Genomic DNA, 20,704 nt, shown 5'->3' on the forward strand with positions numbered 1-20,704 from the left:
GCACCACCGACCGTACCTGGGATGCCGCATGCAAACTCAAGTCCAGACAGATGCTGTTCTAATGCTTGCCTAGATACATCTATAATCGAAGCTCCAGCCTGCGCAATAATTGTACTATTTTCGGTTCGAACTTCATTCAAGTTTTTTAAATGCATCGTAATCCCGCGAAGGCCGCCATCCTTCACGATAAGATTGGAGCCATGTCCCAAGAGGGTAACTGGAACATTTTCTTCTTTCGCAATTTTATATACAGTGCTTATTTCATCATATTTATTTGGAGTAATGAATACATCTGCATTCCCCCCTAATTTTGTATATGCGTGATTTTTAACGGGTTCAGCAAGCTTAATATTCAAGTCGGGCAGTTTATTTAATATACGTTTATAAAGGTTCAATTCATTATTCATAAAAGTTGTTCCCATTCGTTCATTATCATTCGTTTCACCTTTTCTTGTTGTTGTTAAAGCTTTGAAATTTCAACTTTAAATTATAGCACATTTTTCCGATTAATATTACCTTTTAATCAAAAGTTGTCATTTATAAATGTAATCAATCCTATTTCCTACATATCATTAAATTATCGTTTCTCCTTATTAAATATGCAACAAAAAAAGAGCAGGATACGATCCTGCTCGCTTTTTTTATGGCTTAATCTGAAGGAACCATAGCATGTCCTCTCATAAGCCTTAATGTCTTATCATTTATTTCTTTATTTCAATGACAATATCATCCAATTTAATTTGTTCTCTACCTCTTCCTGATTTTTTAGGCAATACAATTTCTTTTGAACCTTCGTCTCTCGTTATTTCTAATGAACCATGATTTTCGGCAGTGTGTTCATACAAGTTTATCTGAGGTGTCAGTATAAGCTTGGTAGCATTGGGGTCTAATTTTTCAAAAGTTTTACTCCAGTTCATGTTATAGCCGCCTCTCTCACCTGCTCCTCCATTGCCTTTACCAACATAATGATTGCCTAAGTCGTCTTTAATTTCGATATCCACATCTACAGCATCCCATTCATTTCTTGTCTCATCCGAAATCACTTGATTGTAATAAACGATAAAGCTCATGGGGGTAAAGGTTATATTGTCTATGTTTACTTTTACTCCCTCGTGTTCAACACTTTGATTTATGATCTGTGTTTGATTCGCCGTTGCGTCTAAAGAAAGAGCAAAGCTCCATTTACCTTGTATTTCCTCTTCGTTATTTGGATTTGTTATATTTTCAATAATCCAGTTTATATTTACGTGATCCAATTCCGTTTGATTACGAAAATCGATGTTGCTTTGAACTAAACCTACATAACTATTTTCATCGACTTTTGTAATTTGAGTGCTTTGACTCCCGCCGAGTGCACCTTTTGCATATAATAAACCATGTAACTTTGGTTCGTCACCCAAGTCTTGATTACTTTCTAATGCATAGGTTAAGGTAACCGATTTCCCATCAAAAATCGCATCTTCAATCGTCAATTTTATGCCTTTGCTCTCCTTTGACATGTTAATTTCGCTGGAATACTTCTTATAGTCATCATAAAATCCGATCCTTCCGGTATCCAATAACATGAAAATGTTTCTTAAAACAGGGATTTCGCTAGCATAAGCAGGGAACGTAATGCCAAAGGTAGCAGCCGTTAAACCGATTAGTATGACTGCAGCAGCAGCATTCTTTCTCCAACGATGTGTTTTTTTATTTTGAGCTAATGATTGCTTTAATGCAATCTTTACCTTGGTCTTTTCAAATTCAGTTACTTCCATTTCCACAAACTGCTTGTCGTCTAGATCTATATCGTTTAATAATTCATAAATATCCTTCATCATACACTACCTTTCCAATTCAGCTGCATCGCTTTGGTGTAAAGTGTCTTTTTCCCTCTATAAATTCGATTATCGATAGACGCTTTCGTTAAATCGAGTTTCGCTGAAATATCCTCTGTTTTTAATCCAAGAAAAAATTTCATTATAAAAATATCCCGATCCACAGGCTCTAATAAATGGATTAATTGAATTAATTCCGTTTTATCCTCCAGTATAATCAACTCTTCTTCTGCCGATTTTTCGGAGCTCAATTCCATTTCATTAGTGGTGAATTCTACTCTTTTACTATTTTTTCTGTAATAATCAATAGACTTAAACTTGGCTATAGCACAAATCCATTTCCTGAAATCAGTCGAATCGCCATGAAATTTATTCGAATTGTTCCATATGGATAACAAAATATCGTTCATACATTCTTCAATAACTCCCTCGTTCTCAAGCGGGGACAGCACTTTATAAGTTACCCCTTTTATTAAGGGCAAATAGGTATCAACGATATATTCTAAAGCATCTTCTTTCTGGCGCTTTAATCGTTGGATGAAATTTTTATCATTAGACTTCATTAGCGATTCTCCTTATTTTTTTGTAAAAGCTTTTACACTATATACAACGAAGTTGAAAATTTTTATTCTCAGGTTTAGATTAATTATATTTTTAGGCCATTTATAATAAAAAAGTCGATTCCTCAATCGTACAGGAAATCGACTTTTTATGGTTGAGTTTTTATGAGTCTGCTTTCGAAAATATGGCAATCGGCTTCTTATCCGTAGCTTCTACTACACGCTGCTCAAATGTAGGGCCTGCTTCTGAATAGGAATCATATTCAATAATGCCTACATTCAGCATTCTGAACTTCTTTCTCATAACCTGATAGAACGTCGAATCATGTGTTGAGATAATAAATTGTTTATGATTTTGCAATTTGGAATCAGCTAAATTACGTATAAGATCAATTAATGCAGCTACATTCAAGTCATCCATGCTCTGTACAGGGTCATCCATTGCGACAAAGGACAGTGGGGACCAAGATTGCGTAAGCGCCATGGCCAAAAAGAATGAAATCGCAGTGGCATTCACCTGGGCTGCGCTAAATATGTACGAGGGATTTGCTTCTTGGTGGCCAAGGGCCGCATCTTCTCTCGTCATCACTTTGAGAAATAAGCGATTGCTGTTGAATTTTTTCCCCGTATCATAATCGATCTCGGTAAATACGGGATGAGAGTTGATTCTGACAAAGATGGAACGCATAGTATCGAACATTTGATCCATGACTCGTTCATTCAAGCCGCGAATGGCATCTGGCACGGCCTGCTCGGCATCCTTTAGAGCGGCAACCATGTCTTCGATGGTTCGAAGACCTTCTTCCACTCGTTCTATGACCTTATGCTTGGCAGTTTTTTGTTGCTGTAATTGTTCGAGCAGTGCGAGATCTGCGTTTGCTCGGAAAGCATCTAATAATTGTGTTGCTGCTCCGTGCTTACGAGTATTTTCGAGCAATGACTCTTCAATCAAACTAGCCTTTGCGTCTAACTGATCTGCAACTGCGCTCCAATCCGTTGTTTGAGCACTGGCACCAATAATTCCTTCTGCCGTTAGCTTACCTAGCCAAACAACGACATCATCTTGTAGATGCTTAAGTTCTCTCTCTTTGCTCTCCCTTGGCAGGGATGAGAACGATGTAGCAATCGTAATAAGCTGCTTGCGTAAATGATCTACTTGTTTATTACCTTCATCCAGCTTAGTCAGTAACTGCTCTTTCAGAGCTGGCGTATGAATAGGGATATCCAACTCATCAGCCAATGCTTTGAAATCATTGTAGCTCTTGTCCATTAACTGCATTTTTTTGTGCAAATCGTAGTGCTTTGCTTGTAAATCTGCCACTTGATCGAGCAATTGAGTATGCTGATCACTCCATTCCTGCATGGTGGCTTGAAGTATGGTTAGACTTTCTTTAACATTCGCTTTTGCTTCAAACAGCTGGTCATTATAGATTTGTCGTTGTAATTCAAGCTCGAGGCTCTTCTTTTCTGCACGAGCTAGATCAGGATGAATGGCATCCATCTGTGCGCTGACGTAGTTTTGCAGGCGGAATGAATCAACATCTTCTATTCCACAGGCAGGGCAGCAATCTAGCTCTGGTTGTTCAATAGCAACCTGTAGAACATGCTTTAGAAAAGCTTTATGTTTCTTTTCATGAAGCACAAGCTGCTGTACAAATTCCAACTGCTGCTTGTGTAAACCATCAGCCTCCAAAAAAGCGTTTTCCAAATCTGTTTGTTCACGAAACCGCAGCTCTAACTCTCGTAATGAATGATAGAGTGCGAGTCGAGGAGTCTCCTCTAAGAGTGGATATGCTATGGCAAAGTTACCGCTCATCCCATCAAATTTTTTACGGTTGTTTGCCTGAAGCCATAATTTTTTCACTTCATTTAACGCTTCTAATAAGTGATCGGCTCTATGCTGAATTGCCGTTGTTTGCTGCTGTAAATCCTCATTCAGCTGTTCGTTTTGGAGCTTGATCAGTTCGTTTTGCAAAAAACTATCTGCTTCTTCATTGAGCCTTAGCAATTTTTGAATTGTATTTAAGTGTTCATCTAGCGTTTGAGTAAGATGATTTTCTCGTTCCCATTGCATCAGAAGCGGAAGCTTTTCCTGTAATGAGGTCATAGCATCTTTTGCTAGATCGAGCCGTCTGATTGTATCATTTTCCAAAAGATTTCTTTCCTGAACTAGAGCTTCAATTTGCTCCTCGGCTTCTTTGATCAATGAAATAACCTGATCTTCATCTTCTGAAACCGCTGCTTTTTGGAAGACAGCTTCATAGTTATGAAGTGCTGTTGACCATTGATTATTTCGTGATGCAGGCGAGAATTCTGAGATTTCTAGCTTAATGCCTTGAATACGGTGCTCCAGCGTTTCTTCCTCCGCAATCAGCTGCCCACGCTTTTGGCTAAATGCTAGTCTTCTTTCTTCCAGCTCCACCCGTGCTTTATGCACGAGTTCTCCATAGCTCGAAAATTGCTCTGTGCCGAAAATTCGGGAAACCGAATTGTAGCGATCCTTCTCCTTCATGCCTCTTAGGATGCCATTCATCCGTTCTTGACATAGAAGATGAGTAAGAAACAAGCTTTTGTTTAAATCTACTTTATCGAGCCATTCCGCGTGGACGAGCTTCTCTTTTAAAACGGCTTCTGCCTCCTTGGCAGGTACCTTCTCACCATTAATCTCAACTTCAAGCAAATGGGCTCCGCTATCTGTCCTTACATTCGTATTGGCGATCCCCGTACGTATTACTGTAATTTGCATGTCTGAATTTCCTAGCTCAATGATTACTTTTGGAGCACTATCCCCGGCAAAATGATTCCCAATGTATCGATATAATTTTCGTTCGGGGTCTTGCTCATAACGATAAATGCTACCGGTTAATCCCCATTCGATCGCGTCAAAAAAAGAGGTTTTTCCGTAACCATTTGGGCCATGTAAAATGACAATGCTTGTATTGGGAAATTCAAATCTTCGCTTCTCATTAAACCCGCGGAATGCTTCTATTGTGATTGCATTAATCCTCATGGCTGAGCACCTCAGCTAACACTGGAATATTTAAAGATGACAATAGCTTGTCCACAGACTGCTCATCAGCTTGAAACAAAGCTTTATTTAACTGGTCTTTCGTCGATTGTTGAACACAGGATTGCCATTGCTGGAGAAAATGCCGATCATGAAACCAAAGGCGCTCGAGTTGGTGCTGGGGCAGCTTAGTTTGAAAGTCTAAAGGCAGTTTTTCAGCTAAACGATTTAAATCAGAGCTCGTGATGATAATCTTGCGAAAGAAAAAGCGGTTTGACTCGATGCGTTTTTTCAAAGCATTGCTTATTTCTTGCGCGTCTACAAAGAGGACTAAATACATGTCCCAACGCAAATCATCTAGTTCGCTGGGCAGCTGATTCTGTACCCGGTAAGCAAATTGATAAGCTGCTCGCTCCCAGTGGTTCTCGAGTGATGATGGAGAATCATAGGAAACGACTGCAAAAATTTGCTTCGCAGAAAAGTAAAGGGCATCTATATGCCTAATCGATACATTTGTTAGCTTCTCAAGGTCAGATTGGTGGTCAAAAAAGTCAAATATCTGTTGCACCATTTTCAAATCACACTCCTTAGTCGCGTGCAAATTTCTTCATAACTCACTTCATGTCTAACTTGACGCAAGCAAGAGGAACAACTGATACTGACCGTTCCGGATAAGCGATTAGATTCTAAACCTTCGAAGATGGTTAACTTCGTGTCTTGAGCAAATTGTAGTAATATTTTGGAAAAGTCAGCTTTACGGCCATTGTTGCAATGCTCGCATAGGTTTTCTGGGTTGCCTTTTGCGAGTGATTCCGAATTAATATTTTCGAGCAGCAAGCGATATGGGAATAAATCCGAATGGTCTCTGGACTTCATATAAGATTGAAAAGAATTGGTGTAAAGTTTAGTCATAAATCCGATGACGACCTCAGGCATCGTTTCTTTAGCCTGTGAGTAGAGCATACGCACCCAGCGATCGGAATCCAGCTGAAGATTGGACAAATGAACCCATTCCTCAGGATCGATAAAGTTCCAATCGGGATATACCAAATTCACGAGAGCCAGCAGCTCCCACAGCTCGCGCAGGCCGGGTTCTCCTTCAGGAAGACGAATGTTTGCAAATTGGTACAGCTTTAGAAACAGCTGTAATCTGCTTTCTTCCATCTCCTTCAGCTTTCGAAGAACATCATTCATAGAAGCAATAAGCTTTGTTCTTATTTCGTCATCATTTTTGAAACGTCGTATGAAGATGGTATCCAGTGCTTGTCGGTGAATCTCAAATTGATCGTTTAATCGAGCCTGCAGCTTAGACACATTATCTGATCCTGCGGGCTTGTCCGACAGGTCTAAGGAAGTTGTAATCTCTGGGCGGTTATCTTGTACACCTAATGGTGAAGGACTAAAAGGGCCAAGTACGTCTAGTAAAAGTCCTTTTAGAATATCGTAGTTCGTTGAGAGATGTCCTTGCAGCAGATCTAGAATGGTGCCATGATCACCGGGCAGAGATCGGGCAGAATCATAGCTCTTTGATTGTCCCATATTGGGAACAGCACTGCCCTTCTCGACTACAGTGTCCTTGTCTCCAAAGCAGTAAATGGAAGTGAAAAAGCTCCTAAGTTCTTCTTGTGCATCAGAAAAGCTGCGGTTCATTTCATCCAAAAAATCGTTATTTGAACGCAGCTGTGCGATTTGCTTATGATTCTGAAAGCGCTTTATTAAATGGTGAAACTCAGCGAATTTAGAGCCGTTATAAGGTGTTGCATAGCTAATAAAGCCACCGATCCGTTCTAATCCTTTTTTGCGGAGCAAATATTCATTGAGTAGGAATCGTTTACCGATTAATCCTCCCATACTGTGGCCAACGATAACGATTTTCTTATATTTTCTATAGGTATACCCATCCAAAATAGTCTTCAATTGTATAGCAAGCTGGTCTATGGACAGAGGACTTTTTTTACTGACACTAATTTTTTGACCTAAAACGTCAAACTCTCCTTCGATTCCAAAAATGCTGCTGATGAGCTTAGAGGTGTCATATGTAACGATACCAATATCCGTATCTGTGATGTCCGGATCTGATGCGATGAGCTCCGCCCAGTCTCTGCCTGGCTTTACCCACGTTTCAGGAGCGCCCAAACCATGAATCAGCAAGACAAGCATCTTGCCATTGCTTCCCGGTGTTCTCGGTTTCAGTTCGATCTTCATCGACATGTTCAGCTTCCCCTTTCTCCTAATGCTTTCCTATTATTTTATATCAAGCATATATGGTTTCCAAGGGTTGTACTACATGTTCTGGAAGATCTTTTTTTGTTATTTTCCATTTTATGAGTATTGTAATTGATTTGGATATGTGTATAATACAAGGTAATTGAATAAACGAAATGTTTTCTAGGGTTCCGCAACATAACTGTTGGTCTGGTCCGAGAGAAAACTCACAGCGATGCTGTGTCACGGAAGGATAAAAGCCTGGGAGAAACTGTTAAACAGTTTGCTCTTGGGCTTTTTTTTTATGTTTTTTGGCAACAATAAAATTGGAGGTGTATTTTGGTGAATTCGAATTGGATTAAAGTATTTATTGCCGCTTTTTTCGAGGTTTTTTGGGTGATTGGCTTAAAACACGCGGATGACTTCTGGACGTGGACAGGAACTGTTATTTCTATTATTATCAGCTTCTATTTAATGATCGCTGCAGGCAAAAAACTGCCCGTCGGAACGGTATATGCTGTTTTTGTAGGAATGGGTACGGCAGGAACTGTTTTTTCCGAAATCATATTTTTTGGAGAACCATTTAAATGGACCAAAATGTTGTTGATTTTACTTTTATTAGCGGGAGTTATGGGCTTGAAATTAGTTACGAAGGATAAAGATCAGAAAGGAGCTGTATCCTAATGGCTTGGATTTCTCTCATATTTGCAGGATTGTTTGAAATGTTTGGTGTCGCCATGATAAATAAATTGCATAAGGATCGCAATTGGCAATCCGTTGTATTATTAACGATCGGATTTTTAGCAAGCTTCCTATTTCTTGCTTATTCCATGAAGACACTGCCCATGGGAACAACGTACGCCATTTGGACGGGAATTGGAGCGTCAGGCGGAGCTATATTGGGAATGCTTTTATATGGAGAATCAAAAGACTGGAAAAGAGTTGTTTTTATAGCGATGGTATTAGGTTCAGCCGTAGGGTTAAAGCTTGTCTCTTAAAGGCTTTCATTTGATATGATCATTCGTGGAATTATAGCTTCATTTTATTTATGGAGGGAACAGGCTCATTAAGAGCCTGTTCCCTGCTTATTCAGACTCAAATCTTGTCTTTCGTCTACCCCGCTGCACTCTCTGTTTCATGCTGGTGATACACGACCGTTAACGTTTCCTTCAGAGAAAGGGCTAGTTCTTTCGCTTCTTGAGGGGTGTTGCCAACTGTAATGAAATAACCCAATCGATCATCCGAGCTTTTTGCTTCTGAGACCAAATCACCTTGAGCTACCGTTAGCTGTGCTCGGATAACATTTGTATGTTGTTCTAAATCGACAAAGCCTTCAATTCCATCGAAAATACCCTCTCGATCGGCGGTCACATAAGCAATTGAAGCTGCGCGGTTAAACCTTTTCTGAATATTGATCGGGTTGTTTAAATAATAGTTAACGGTCGCTTCAAATATATCGATACCGAACGCTTGCACTAATAAATCAGAAGAAATATTGTCGCCTCCTGGCCTGCCGTTCACCTCGATAATTCGCGGACCCGTACTTGTAAGCTTCACTTCTACGTGACTTGGTCCATTCCCTATCCCAATAGCTCTCAAAGCATCAACAGCCGTACGAACGATGTGATCCTCATGCTCTACATGCACTGAAGTAGGTAATGTATGAAGAATTTCAACAAAATAAGGAAGCGGTGAGGTTAATTTTTCAGTAACGGCCGAGAAAATAGCTTCACCCTCTTTAACGAATAATTCGACACTAAATTCTGGACCATCCAAGTACTCCTCAATTAAAAACTCATCGCGGACTTTAAAGTCCATATAAGTTACTTTAAACGCTGAGATCGCATCTATTGCATGTTTTAGTTCAATTTCATCATTGATGAAATAAACATTTTGACTGCTTGCGCAATTCGTCGGTTTTAATACAATAGGAAATCCGATCTCTTCCGCAGCTGCTAATGCATCTTCGTAAGTTCTCACTTTTTTGAATTTTGCACTTGGTACTTGATGTTCAGCATAAGCTTCTCTAGCCAAATCTTTGTTTCGCGACTTTAAAGCTGCTTCGTATGGTACTCCTCTAAGTCCAATCCGCTCCGCTACCTTCGCAGTTACGTGAGAGGCGTAATCCGTAGCAGGAATTAACGCATCCAGTTGATTCGCATAAGGTGAGTTAACAATCGCTTGGTAGAGGGACTCTTCATCTCGAATATCTGCAACAACTAGATCATGGTAGATGCCTTCATATCCATACTTTTGCGGATTTTCCGTGGAAGAAACGATGGAAATGACTTTATGTCCTTGTTCAAAAGCGACTCTCGCAAAACTAACGCCGTAGAAACTTGGTTCAACAAAAGCAACCGTTTTAATTGCTGTCATCTTTTTATCCTCCTTTAATGGTTATGAAAGAAGTGGTTCGCAATGCAGAATTCAAGCTTCCAGTGTGCTTTTTTGTGTCGCTTTACTATTCATCACAAAGTACACAACAAATCCGATGAACATCAAGCCGCTCATACAGATAAAACCCGCGCCTGGAGAGAAACGATCAATGACAAGGCCAAGCCCTGTGGCGGACAAGGTCTGCAAGAGCAAGGAAATCGCCATCCAGACCGAAGTCGCTCGACCCATGTAGGATTTGGATACCGATTCCATCAGCGTCGTTGTCATCAAAATACGTAACGATGAGTTCGTTAATCCAATCAATACACTGCCAAAATACAAAAGCAGAATCAAATGGTTAAACGCTACAGCGAGCAAGCTCAGCACGGATATCATAAAAAATAATAGTATCGTTCCATGTTGTGATATTTTCTTAGCTAAGGGCGCTGCAATAAATCCAGACAATAATCCCCCAATGCCATAAAACATATCTGATAAACCGAATACAACGGAATCACCTTGCACCGTATTGCTCACATAGCCAGGAAGAACGACGTTGTAAATCATCGTAGAAACGAGTGGAATAATCGATACAATACCAAGCAAGAAAATAAATGGACGTTCCGCCAGATACGTTAGGCCATTCTTAAACGTTGCAAAAAAGGTCTCTTTATCATTTTCAAAAGGGATAGGTGTGTATTGAATTCGACTAAGGAAGAAGCTGCTCACGATAAAGGCGAGCGCATTTAGAAGAAGAATGATCTCAAAACCAACGAATTTGTACAACACTCCTGAAAGTGCACCAGCCATAAACATCCCTACTTGCAAGCTGATTTCAATTAAGGAGTTTCCATTAATGAGGTCCTTCTCCGATAGGATTTCTTGAACCAGGCTTCGAGAAGCCGTCATATACACGGTCCAGCCCATCCCGTTAATAATGGCAAAGGTATAAAGATATTCAATTCGGAATCCCGTCCATACAAAAGCACCTGTTATGATTAACAAGGCGATCGCTCGAATGCCATTGGCCCATAGGATAATCGTTTTTCGATTCCATTTATCGATTAGGGTGCCTACAAATGCGGAGATGAGAAAACCTGCAATAACATTTAAGGAAAGCATGAATCCTATGGCGGTAATCGAATTTGTCTGATCCATAAGATACCAGTTCGCACCAATCGTACTCATGCCTACGCCGAATCCGGAAATAATATCAGCGAGGGAATAATGGCGGAAGTTTCTTTGTTTTAGTACGCTAAAAACCATCCTTACCTCCTAGAATATTCTGGATTTGTTGTTGCAGTGGTTCAAACCCAAATCCTAAATAGTCTAGAACCTCAGCATGTGTACCGCCGTAGATCGGCCAGTTCTCACCGCAATGATGTGAATGAACTTGATGCTTAGGCAATAATAAGGCTAGATAGGACGCGATACTGCCGGTTGCTCGATGCTCCTCAACGACCAGAAATTGGTCAGCTAAACCGCTTAATGGTTGAATATAGGGTTTCAAGCTTTGAATGTCGACGTAACATAAATGCGCATGTACGATAGTGTCGTCCTCTTGAACGATCCGCATGCAAAGTTCTGTTGCTTGTTCACCCACGGAAATCAAGCATAGTTTGGATCGGGCAGTACGTGCGCCTCCTTCAATAATTAAGTTTCTGCAGCTCTCGTCCTCTGCTCGATCCAAGCTGTCAAAAGCATCATTTCTGGAAAGGCGAATATAATACGGCTCCTCTGATGCTGCTGCTTCACGTATCACTCTTCGTGTTTCCTGTTCGCCATGAGGGCAAGCGATCCGTATGTTTTGAAACGATTGGAGGACTGCGATGTCCTCCAGTGCATGATGTGTCGTTCCAAACCAACCACCAGATACCCCTCCATACGCAGCTACAACCTTCACATTTTTCCCCATATACCCCATCGTCAGCTTGATGCTTTCCGCTGCTCGCAATGCTGCAAAGGAAGCAAAGGTTGAGAAGAATGGCACATACCCTGCTTCAGCAAGACCGGCTGCCATATCAATGCCAGCTAATTCCGCAATGCCTAGATTAAAAAAACGCTGGGGATGCTGCTGCCCAAAAGGATGATTTTTGCCTCCTAGATCTGCTTCAATACATACAATTTGGTCGTTGCTGGAAGCAAGCGTAGTCAGCTCATCTTTATAGGCATCTCTACCTGACTTCTTGGTCATGATAAACTCACCTTCCATTTATGGGCGAGCTTCTCCGGGATTTTAACATAATGCGCTTCGGGGTTTCCTTCAATCGCTGCAACACCTTTTCCTTTTATCGTATTGGCCAGGACGGCTACCGGTTTATCTGGATCTGGTTCAATTGCGGCAAGGATTTCTTCGAAATGATGGCCGTTAATTTCCTTGACAGCAAAGCCAAACGCTTCAAATCTTTGCCGGAGATTGCAAAGCGGTGATATGTCATGCACATAACCATCGTTTTGGCCTCCGTTGCAATCGACGATATATACAAAATTAGTGATCGACTGGGCTTGGACAATCTGTGCGGTTTCCCAGCATAACCCTTCCTGCAGCTCCCCATCTCCACCGATCACAATCCCTAGTCCATTCGTTTGTTTCATTTTTTGCGCCAGTGACCAGCCTGCTGCGTAAGGAATGCCATGACCCAAACTGCCTGTAGCGAAGGGGATGCCTGACAGTTTATGATTAGGATGTCCTGTGAACAAAGAGCCTGCTTTTCCATAGYTATCCGCTGGGTTATCCTTGATAATCCCATATACATGAAGCGCGGCATATAATGCTGCTGCAGCATGCCCTTTGCTAAGAATGATGAGTGTATTGGGATCTTGCACATATTTCGAATATGCACCAATCAATAAGTCAATCGCAGAAAGACTTCCGCCGATATGGCATCCTGTAGGTGATGCAGCCATGTCAATGATCAATTTCCTCGCTTCTTTCGCCTTATCAACCAGCAGGGAAATTTCTTCCCTTTGAATTTCGATTGCCAGCTCCATTTATTCCTCCAATCTCAGCCGAAACCATTCGTTTACAGCTTCTTTTAAAATCGTTCTGGTCTGCTCTACCTCACCATAATGTAAATATTCATCATTCGTATGATCCAAGCTGGAATCCCCGGGACCATAAGCTACCATAGGGACGGAATCCCAAGTTGTGGCCAGCGTATTCATGTCGCTCGTTCCACGTTTTTTGATATAGTGAATGGATTTCTCCTGCTTAGCGAAACTGCGAACAAAAGCTTTGACTAAGGAGCCTGTGCGAGAGTTCGAAAATCCTGGTGTTGCACGCAAGATTTCAACAGTCACATTTTCACCAAATGACAAATCAATTTTCTTCTGATAATCTTTGCCTGCCGAAGGTGATATTCTAAAGTTTAACGTCCCTTTTACCGTCAAAAAGCCTCGTTCATTCTGATGCTCGATATCAATTAATGAAGATAAGGATTGTGGATCGATTTCACGTACGAGAACACGAATGTCTGATACAACACTGTACAATTCGTCGATAACACTCTGACTATCTTTGGCTGCAGTATGCTCCTGCGCGCGATGAATGGTAATTTCCAGCTTAAAGAGACCGTAATAACCGAGGGTTAAGCTCTCTACCCCGCTCGGCTCCCCAATAATAACTGCATCCGCCTTGTAGTGATCTCGAATGAAATGAGCACCTTTTGAAGATGATATTTCTTCTTCGACTGCACCAATTACAAGTAAAGATCCCTGTTCCGGCACATCAACTTCTTGCAGCATATGAATGAAATTTACAAAGCAGCCTTTAGCATCCACGATTCCCCTGCCCGTAATGCCTTTGGAGTCGGATCGAACAGGCCAAACATGCGGAACCGTATCTATATGCCCTAATAAGAGCAGCGTATGGGGACCATTCCCTTTTCGGAAAACGATGTTCCCCGCGTGGTCTATTTCCCCTGAAACCGAAGGCTGCTTTATCGTCTCTAATAAGTAGTGTGCAAGCACATGCTCATCTTGAGAGACCGAAGGAATACGCGCGACTTTATTCAATAAATCGAATGAGCCGAGCTCCCGATCCATGTTCCAGAACCACGTTTTGCCGGGTGCTTCCAAGGTATGAGGACCGGATATATTCACATCACAGACGCCCTGTCGGATTGCTAATTGGGCTGCCCGTACTTTTTGCTTCATGCGCCCTTTTACAAAGCTTAATTCATCATTCGTATAGACACTTTGTATCGTTGACTGTTTATCTTCAACATCCTCCAGTAAACCTGAAGTTCCAGTAACAAAACGCAGGTGATGCGCTTCTAAGTCCACCGCTAAGTGAGCAGCAAGCACGTCTGCATCAATGTTTATGTACACATCCCGTTCTGGATCTACTATTGGTGGAGAAACACATACAACATCAAAGGCCTGTAAAGCAGATTTGAGAAATGCCACATGACTGCCCACAAAATGACCGAACAACGAATCACGGACAATAATTGATTTTTGATTCTTAATCACTTTAAGGGGCTTCGCTTTCTCGCCATAAACAAGACCTTGATCTCCACCAAGCTGTGAGTAGACAGTCAGACCGTATGCCTTCAGCTGTGTCTGTATAGTGGGCAAAATAATCTCATGATAGGCTGCACGGATAATCGGCATCTCTTCGGGTGAACAGTACCGCACTTCATCCCCTGACGGCAATGTAAGAAAAGGCATCGCACGAGGAATGGATTCATATTTTTGCTTGATGGCTTCGGCACCGCCTGCCACAAGCAGCACTTGATTTCCTCGCTTTACGATACGACTAATTTCTTCAAAAATGTGAGGATGGTTTACAATCGTACTGCTCCCGAGTTTAATTACATATAAGCTGCCGCTGCTCATCAGGGCCACGCTCCCTCAAATTCAAATGTCAATCCCGCCTCCTCAGAGTATCCAAAATAGTTGTTTGCTGCCTGTATGGCTTGCCCCGCAGCTCCTTTAATTAAATTATCGATGGTTGCGATGGAAACACAATTACGTCCATCCACATAAGCACCGATTTCTGCATAGTTTGTTCCTACCACTGTTTTGATCATAGGTGAACCATTGCCCGAGTTAAAATAATGAAGAAAGGGTTTGGATGAATACGTGCTGTAGAATGCTTTTTTTACATCTACCTCTGTTACATGCTCTTTGAGCAAGCAATACGAGGTTGTCATAATTCCTCGGGGAAGATCAAGACTATAGACCGAAAACTGCAAATCTACCAATTGATTCAAATGATAGGATAATGCATGCACAACTTCGGGCTGATGTCGATGACCATGAACTTTATAAGCTCTGAAGTTATGAGAGCGTTCCGCATGATGTTCTGTTGTCGATTTTCCGCCGCCGCTGGAGCCTGTTTTGGCGTCAGTCACTACACGTCCTTCAATTAAGCCATGCGCCACAAGCGGATAAAGTGTATACAGCGTCGCCACCGCCATACAGCCCGGAAGATTGACTACTTTTGCTTCAAGATTGATTTTGCTGAACTCTGGAATATAGTAGTGCCATCCGCCTTCGAATGCGTTTTTTAATGTTTCTGGATAATGTTGATGCAATATATCGGGGTCGGATATGCGATAATCCCCGCTTAGATTAAAGATATAGTCTGTATGCTCTGCAACATGCTGGATGATCTTGGGCAAGGAGCCTGTGGGCAAACAAGAGAAGACCGCATCGTAATGACCGTCTAATTCGGATATTTTTTTGAACTTTAACGAGCTGTGCTTTTTCTTATGAATAGAACCGATATAGAACTTATCCACCGGGTATCCCGCCTTTGATTCGGAGGACACAAACTGAACTTCAAAATGCGGATGCTTATTTAACAGCCTGTATAACTCAGCGCCAGTGAACCCGCTGCCGCCTAAAATGGCTACTCGTTTCTTTTGTTGTTCTGTTGTACTCATCCTAATCTAGCGTCTCTTTCATACARCACTTTAAGATCGCTGCCTCGCTCTACCAGTTCACGAATAATGTGCGGGTTCGCATCAATTTTTTTGAAAGCCAAGGCGTAAGCTTGAATTCGCTCATATTCTATAGGCGTTCTTAATTCTCTGCATATCGTTAAGCTGTTTCTAAGCATCTTCAATGTTTCAGGGAAATGGTTCAAATCGTAACCAAAATCTTGACGTTCCGATAACGTAAACGGATAACCATTTCCAAAGCCTTTCCGATTTTTGAACGGCAGATGACCAGGTATCGGTACATTTTGCCACTCTCTAGCAAATACGCCTTCAGAATTAATGAGCTGCTGAACGGCATCTTTTACAAGATAATCCTCCAAGTCCTCAAGCCCAAGTCGCTCGGGTGAGAGTTTAACACGATACATGTTATAGCTGTGCTTATACCCATCTGGTACGAATGGTCCGCTAAACAGCTTAGTCTCTGAAAGCTCATTGGTTAAATAGGCTGCATTCCGTGCACGAATGGCATCATAATAAGGAAGGCGGGAAAGCTGGCTCAAACCGAAAGCAGCTGCGATCCACGACATGCGGTAATCAATACCTGATGAATCAAGGAATGCGAGTGCGCGCTCGTAATCCTCTTTTTCTTTGAAAAAAGCGATGCCTCCTTCCCCGCCTACAGGAAAGTTTTTGTCGGCCATTAAGCTTTGTCCTGCACTGTCTCCGATCGAACCGGCGAGTTGTTGATCGATCGATGCGGAATGYGCATGGGAGGCATCCTCCACTAGACGAAGGGAATACTTGTCAGTCAGACGTCTCAATGCAGGTAAATCAGCAGGCAGGCCATGTACATGCACGGGCATGATTGCCTTTGTCTTGTTCGTTATGGCTTGCTCTGCTTTTAGTGGATCCAAGCAATAGGTTATCGGGTCAATGTCCACAAAAATAGGGATCGCTTTCGCTGCAACAACGGCTTGTGCGGTTGCTATGAATGTGAATGCAGGAACGATCACCTCATCCCCGGGCTGTACACCTGCCCCAACTAATGCGAGGTGCAGGCTGGATGTACCGCTCGCTGTAGCAATCGCATAATTCGCCCCTACATAATTGCGATACGTTTCCTTGAACTCATCGACAACTTGCTCTCCATCCTGCTGGATGGAGATAAGCATTTGGATGACATCTTCCTTCGTAATGATTGGGAAATTCGTCTTCCTTACATCCTCTGGAATAATCGATGGTCCTCCCAGAAAGGCTAATGGCGCTTGAACCCAATCGTCTGATGGCAGCGCTAACGGCTTGCGAATAAAATCCGACTTCATCATGATTGGTTCCTCCTTAAGAGTGTTAACTTCACACATGCTGCTACGAGCGGGCTAAGCCTGTAGTTGAACTGCAAGGCTGGCTGCAGGTCAGGTTCACTTTCTTCCTGTGTCCACATCGTTTGTAAATCAAAGGCACCAAAAATCTTCAAGCGCTCTGCTTTTTTCCAAATATTATCATCATTTGCAGCGATGGCAGCAACCGGTCCAAAACCTAATCCCGTAAAGTCCAAAACGAGTACGGGAGCGCGGTCGCTGGCTTTAAAAATGATCTGATCCAACTGATGAAGGTTTTCCCAATTAACCTCAACGGTCGCATAAGCCTGCTTTACGTGTGGATCTGAAATGAGTGTGATTCCTAACCAATGAATAAACTTTTTTTCCTGCTCACTCGGATGATCCAGTCGTGCAGAAGTATGGTAGCCTAAGTCCTGTCCCCACAGCGCACCGTGAATCGCACCGGTGTAACTATTATATAAGGAGACATATTTCTTGTTGGTCAGCTTGGCTATCCCTTTCTCCAATCCTTTTAATTCAAGATCATTTTTTTCAATACTCATAATGACGCCTGAATTTAGTACTCTCGATAATACAAATGACAATGAAAAATAGTTTTCTTTTTGGATGACAGATTCTGGTTTCGTTAATGTTTCTCCCATTTCCTATTTAACCTCCCTATTTACCGTGATATAACTGTTAAGTTGGCCTTGTTTTTTCGTTCAATCGCAGCTTTTACATATTGTGCAATATGGTAGGCCACATCGACACCATGAATTTTCCAGGACTTTGCGAATTCCGGGTTTTGATTCACTTCACAAACGACATACCGTTGCTGCTTGTAATCAAAGAACAAGTCTGCACCATAAATGCCTTCGCCCAAAACCTCAATTATTTGTTTGCAAATGGATGCCATTTCATCATTAATTTCTAGAGGATCGATTTCTGCGCCTAGATGCGTATTCGTCTTCCAGTTGTCTGCTGAAACCCGGCGAAACGCAGCAATCGGTTTGCTGCCTACGATGACAACACGGATATCAAAATCGCCTTTTTCCACATATTCTTGCACTAATACAGGGAACGATTGATGCCCAGGGTCTACAGATTCTCTTGCAGCTATCCAGCCATCTAAGCATTCTTTGCCGGTGATTCTAGCTATTCCCCTTCCCCAAGATGAGGTTGCCGGCTTAATGACACATAAATCTCCAAATGTCTGCAAAGCTTGGAAGAGCTTCTCAGGTGTAAAAGCTATTTTATATTGGGGCTGGGGAATGCCATGTTTTTGAAACACAATCGCTTGATGTATTTTATTTGTACAAATAGTAATTGCTTTGACCGAATTCAACGTTTCAAGACCGGCTAATTCAAGCAAATGGGCTCGATTCAACGCGTTTTTCTGTGAGAGACAACGAATGAGAGCGAGACCGAAGGAATGAACATCAGGCTCACCTAATGGTAAGTCCATGGAATCCAAGTTCACCTGCACTTGTACGCCTAAATCTCGAAGATGATCGATTATTCGTTGTTCTTCTTCCCGCAACTTTGTAACACATAATAAAATCGCACGATTCTGCTCCATGTTCGGTTCCTACTCTCCCCAAGTTTCTTCTATTTCTGGAGCTAGAGCGATGCTTACGAGATTGGATTCGACCTGCACTTCATGTTCTTGACCGCATGAACCGCATTCCAAAATTTCACCCGTCGTTACACTCTCTTCCACCTCGATATCCGACTTGCATACAAGACAATTCAAATCTGCCATTTTCCTTGCACCTCCTAAAGTTTTAAAAACATATATAAATGGAATAAATTCCGTAAAACCGAGCAATAACTTCATGGCATGCAGCTTTTTTAAAACCGTGTGCTGCTATTTTGTTTCTATATCCCACTGGTTTACATTATTGAACGTACCTAGACTAAGCGGTTTACCAACGAGAACCTTTTTTGATACGACCTGCAAACGTTTCTCGGAATAAACAGCTAAAGTGGCAACCTCATTATGCAGTACCTCTTGCAATTGGTTATAAATCTTGTGACGTTTTTCCTCTTTGATTTCTTGTTCACCCTTTTTAATCAGCTCATCGACTAATGGATTCTTAAATCGAATCACACTTTCGGGATCATCACTTTTATAGGTTGTAAAATAGAGGCTCGGTTCGATATAGTAATCTCTTGTGAATATGGTAATGTCATGCTCGCCCTTCTCCACTTTATCGATTAACGTTGGGAAATCGAATTTCTGAACATCTACTTTAATCCCAACAGATTCTAAGTTTTGTACGAGAATATCAGCAGCCTGCTCACGAACCTTATTCCCAACTGGAATAATAAATGTAATGGTACGTTTGGGATCCCAGTTCGCTTCTTTTAAAAGCTCTTTTGCTTTTTCAGGATTGTAATCATAATTGGCAATATTTTTATTAAAATAAGGATGCGAGCTTGGAATGCCTCCATCAATAATTTCGGCCTGCCCTTTGAGGAGCTGCTCCACGATGAGCGGACGGTTCAACGCATAGGCGATCGCTTGACGAACTTTTTTATCAGGAAGCTTCTCTGTATTGAAGAAAATTTCGGCCGGTTCAGAGGCTGGAGCAGAGGTTACATTTACATTCTCAAAGCCCTTGACCTTATCATAATCCGTAATCGGTACAAGCCCGACGGGCAAAGAATTCATTTGAATTTCTCCCGTCTGCAGCTGTGCTACAAGATTTGCCGCGGGAAGCACCTTTATGAAAATCGTGTCAATCTTAGGTACATCGAGGTAGTAATTTTCATTTTTTGTCACCTCGACAAATTGCCCCTGCTCATAATTCGCAAACTTATAGGGACCAATGGTGACTAATGGTTTCTGGAAATATTCGTTCGTTGAAAGCTGCTCTGGGTTGGCATCTTTCAGAATATGCTCGGGCAAGAAATTAACCTTAACACCGAAACGTTCATTAAATACGAGCGGATCGATCGGTGTTTTTGTTTTGATCTCGAAGGTCGTTGGATCGATAATTTTTAATCCGGATAGCTCTGTTTTCCCTTCATCCAGTTTCCCAATGTCATTTAAGCCTTCGATAAAATCCAGCTTGAAGGATGATTCTACTTTGGCATGAAGGGCAAGCTTTAAGGTGAAAGCCACATCTGCCGTTGTAAAAGGGGTACCATCGTTCCATTTGGCATTCGCTTTAAGCTTGATATGGTAAGTTTGCTTATCCTGCGTCTCGATAGATTCTGCCAGCTTCGGTATAAATTGTGCGGTATCCGTTACATCGAGCAAAGAATCATTGAGTAAATTAATGGGGGCAAGCGACGCCGAGCTTCCTTGCGTATTGATTTGATTTAAAGTAACAGGAGCATTAACGATACCAATGTATAAGGTTTTTTTTGCTTTGGCATCGTTGGTTGCTGCCTTAACGGAAACATCTTCCTTGGCTGGTTCTGCTGTTGCTTCGACCTTTTCCTGCTTCGTTTCACTGCAAGCCGATAGAAAAATCATTAAGATGGTTAATAATACGAATCCTGGCACTCGAAACCTTGTTTTCAT

19 protein-coding genes and 1 riboswitch are annotated in these 20,704 nt (G+C 41.8%); of the genes, 2 read left to right on the top strand and 17 right to left on the bottom strand.

Going from position 1 to position 20,704, the window contains the following annotated elements; translation table 11 throughout:
- The 6 genes from AC1DPK_RS30450 to AC1DPK_RS30475 all read right to left on the bottom strand — a co-directional run.
- Window positions 1–407, bottom strand: a 407-nt coding sequence (locus tag AC1DPK_RS30450) for an FAD-binding protein (RefSeq protein WP_477512589.1), incomplete at its 3' end; no start/stop codon positions are given.
- 294 nt (window positions 408–701) lie between these two features.
- Entirely contained in the window at window positions 702–1,820 is a 1,119-nt protein-coding gene (locus AC1DPK_RS30455) for a DUF4179 domain-containing protein (RefSeq protein WP_477512590.1), read from the bottom strand.
- A complete protein-coding gene (locus AC1DPK_RS30460; protein ID WP_477512591.1) occupies window positions 1,817–2,380 on the bottom strand; it encodes a sigma-70 family RNA polymerase sigma factor in 564 nt (187 codons plus the stop codon). The genes AC1DPK_RS30455 and AC1DPK_RS30460 overlap by 4 nt, the downstream gene beginning before the upstream one ends.
- A gap of 160 nt (window positions 2,381–2,540) precedes the next feature.
- Window positions 2,541–5,387 carry an AAA family ATPase gene (locus AC1DPK_RS30465; RefSeq protein WP_477512592.1) on the bottom strand — a complete coding sequence of 949 codons (2,847 nt, stop codon included), beginning with the start codon at window positions 5,385–5,387 and terminating at the stop codon, window positions 2,541–2,543.
- Complete coding sequence (locus tag AC1DPK_RS30470) at window positions 5,377–5,955, bottom strand: ABC-three component system middle component 1 (protein ID WP_477512593.1); 579 nt, start codon at window positions 5,953–5,955, stop codon at window positions 5,377–5,379. The genes AC1DPK_RS30465 and AC1DPK_RS30470 overlap by 11 nt, the downstream gene beginning before the upstream one ends.
- A gap of 2 nt (window positions 5,956–5,957) precedes the next feature.
- Window positions 5,958–7,595, bottom strand: coding sequence for an ABC-three component system protein (locus AC1DPK_RS30475; RefSeq protein WP_477512594.1), 1,638 nt, complete (start codon window positions 7,593–7,595; stop codon window positions 5,958–5,960).
- Between the two features lie 166 nt (window positions 7,596–7,761).
- Window positions 7,762–7,859, top strand: a riboswitch (guanidine-I (ykkC/yxkD leader).
- 72 nt (window positions 7,860–7,931) lie between these two features.
- Here AC1DPK_RS30475 and AC1DPK_RS30480 point away from each other — a divergent pair.
- Window positions 7,932–8,273 carry a DMT family transporter gene (locus tag AC1DPK_RS30480; protein ID WP_441883253.1) on the top strand — a complete coding sequence of 114 codons (342 nt, stop codon included), beginning with the start codon at window positions 7,932–7,934 and terminating at the stop codon, window positions 8,271–8,273.
- A complete protein-coding gene (locus AC1DPK_RS30485; RefSeq protein ID WP_076265992.1) occupies window positions 8,273–8,587 on the top strand; it encodes a DMT family transporter in 315 nt (104 codons plus the stop codon). The genes AC1DPK_RS30480 and AC1DPK_RS30485 overlap by 1 nt, the downstream gene beginning before the upstream one ends.
- Window positions 8,588–8,702: 115 nt before the next feature.
- Here AC1DPK_RS30485 and AC1DPK_RS30490 read toward each other — a convergent pair whose 3' ends face one another.
- The 11 genes from AC1DPK_RS30490 to AC1DPK_RS30540 all read right to left on the bottom strand — a co-directional run bounded on the left by AC1DPK_RS30490 (window position 8,703) and on the right by AC1DPK_RS30540 (window position 20,704).
- Window positions 8,703–9,965 (bottom strand): ATP-grasp domain-containing protein, encoded by a 1,263-nt coding sequence (locus tag AC1DPK_RS30490; RefSeq protein WP_477512595.1) that lies wholly within the window; start codon window positions 9,963–9,965, stop codon window positions 8,703–8,705.
- Window positions 9,966–10,016: 51 nt separating this feature from the next.
- On the bottom strand, window positions 10,017–11,231 hold the full coding sequence (locus AC1DPK_RS30495; protein WP_441883257.1) for an MFS transporter: 1,215 nt from the start codon (window positions 11,229–11,231) through the stop codon (window positions 10,017–10,019).
- On the bottom strand, window positions 11,221–12,159 hold the full coding sequence (locus tag AC1DPK_RS30500; RefSeq protein WP_441883259.1) for a transketolase family protein: 939 nt from the start codon (window positions 12,157–12,159) through the stop codon (window positions 11,221–11,223). Before AC1DPK_RS30500 ends, AC1DPK_RS30495 begins: the two co-directional genes overlap by 11 nt.
- Window positions 12,156–12,956, bottom strand: a complete 801-nt coding sequence (locus AC1DPK_RS30505) for a 1-deoxy-D-xylulose-5-phosphate synthase N-terminal domain-containing protein (RefSeq protein WP_477512596.1) — start codon at window positions 12,954–12,956, stop codon at window positions 12,156–12,158. The genes AC1DPK_RS30500 and AC1DPK_RS30505 overlap by 4 nt, the downstream gene beginning before the upstream one ends.
- Window positions 12,957–14,804, bottom strand: coding sequence for a M20/M25/M40 family metallo-hydrolase (locus AC1DPK_RS30510; protein ID WP_477512597.1), 1,848 nt, complete (start codon window positions 14,802–14,804; stop codon window positions 12,957–12,959). It abuts the gene before it with no gap.
- On the bottom strand, window positions 14,804–15,856 hold the full coding sequence (gene argC, locus AC1DPK_RS30515; protein WP_477512598.1) for an N-acetyl-gamma-glutamyl-phosphate reductase: 1,053 nt from the start codon (window positions 15,854–15,856) through the stop codon (window positions 14,804–14,806). Before argC ends, AC1DPK_RS30510 begins: the two co-directional genes overlap by 1 nt.
- Window positions 15,853–17,178, bottom strand: a complete 1,326-nt coding sequence (locus AC1DPK_RS30520) for a DegT/DnrJ/EryC1/StrS aminotransferase family protein (protein WP_477512599.1) — start codon at window positions 17,176–17,178, stop codon at window positions 15,853–15,855. The genes argC and AC1DPK_RS30520 overlap by 4 nt, the downstream gene beginning before the upstream one ends.
- On the bottom strand, window positions 17,175–17,834 hold the full coding sequence (locus AC1DPK_RS30525) for a degT/DnrJ/EryC1/StrS aminotransferase (RefSeq protein WP_477512600.1): 660 nt from the start codon (window positions 17,832–17,834) through the stop codon (window positions 17,175–17,177). Before AC1DPK_RS30525 ends, AC1DPK_RS30520 begins: the two co-directional genes overlap by 4 nt.
- A 20-nt stretch (window positions 17,835–17,854) precedes the next feature.
- Entirely contained in the window at window positions 17,855–18,751 is an 897-nt protein-coding gene (locus AC1DPK_RS30530) for a RimK family alpha-L-glutamate ligase (protein WP_477512601.1), read from the bottom strand.
- Window positions 18,752–18,760: 9 nt separating this feature from the next.
- Window positions 18,761–18,934 carry a lysine biosynthesis protein LysW gene (locus AC1DPK_RS30535; RefSeq protein ID WP_076265982.1) on the bottom strand — a complete coding sequence of 58 codons (174 nt, stop codon included), beginning with the start codon at window positions 18,932–18,934 and terminating at the stop codon, window positions 18,761–18,763.
- Between the two features lie 105 nt (window positions 18,935–19,039).
- Entirely contained in the window at window positions 19,040–20,704 is a 1,665-nt protein-coding gene (locus tag AC1DPK_RS30540; RefSeq protein ID WP_477512602.1) for an ABC transporter substrate-binding protein, read from the bottom strand.

This window comes from Paenibacillus sp. 01T424 (assembly GCF_056398745.1).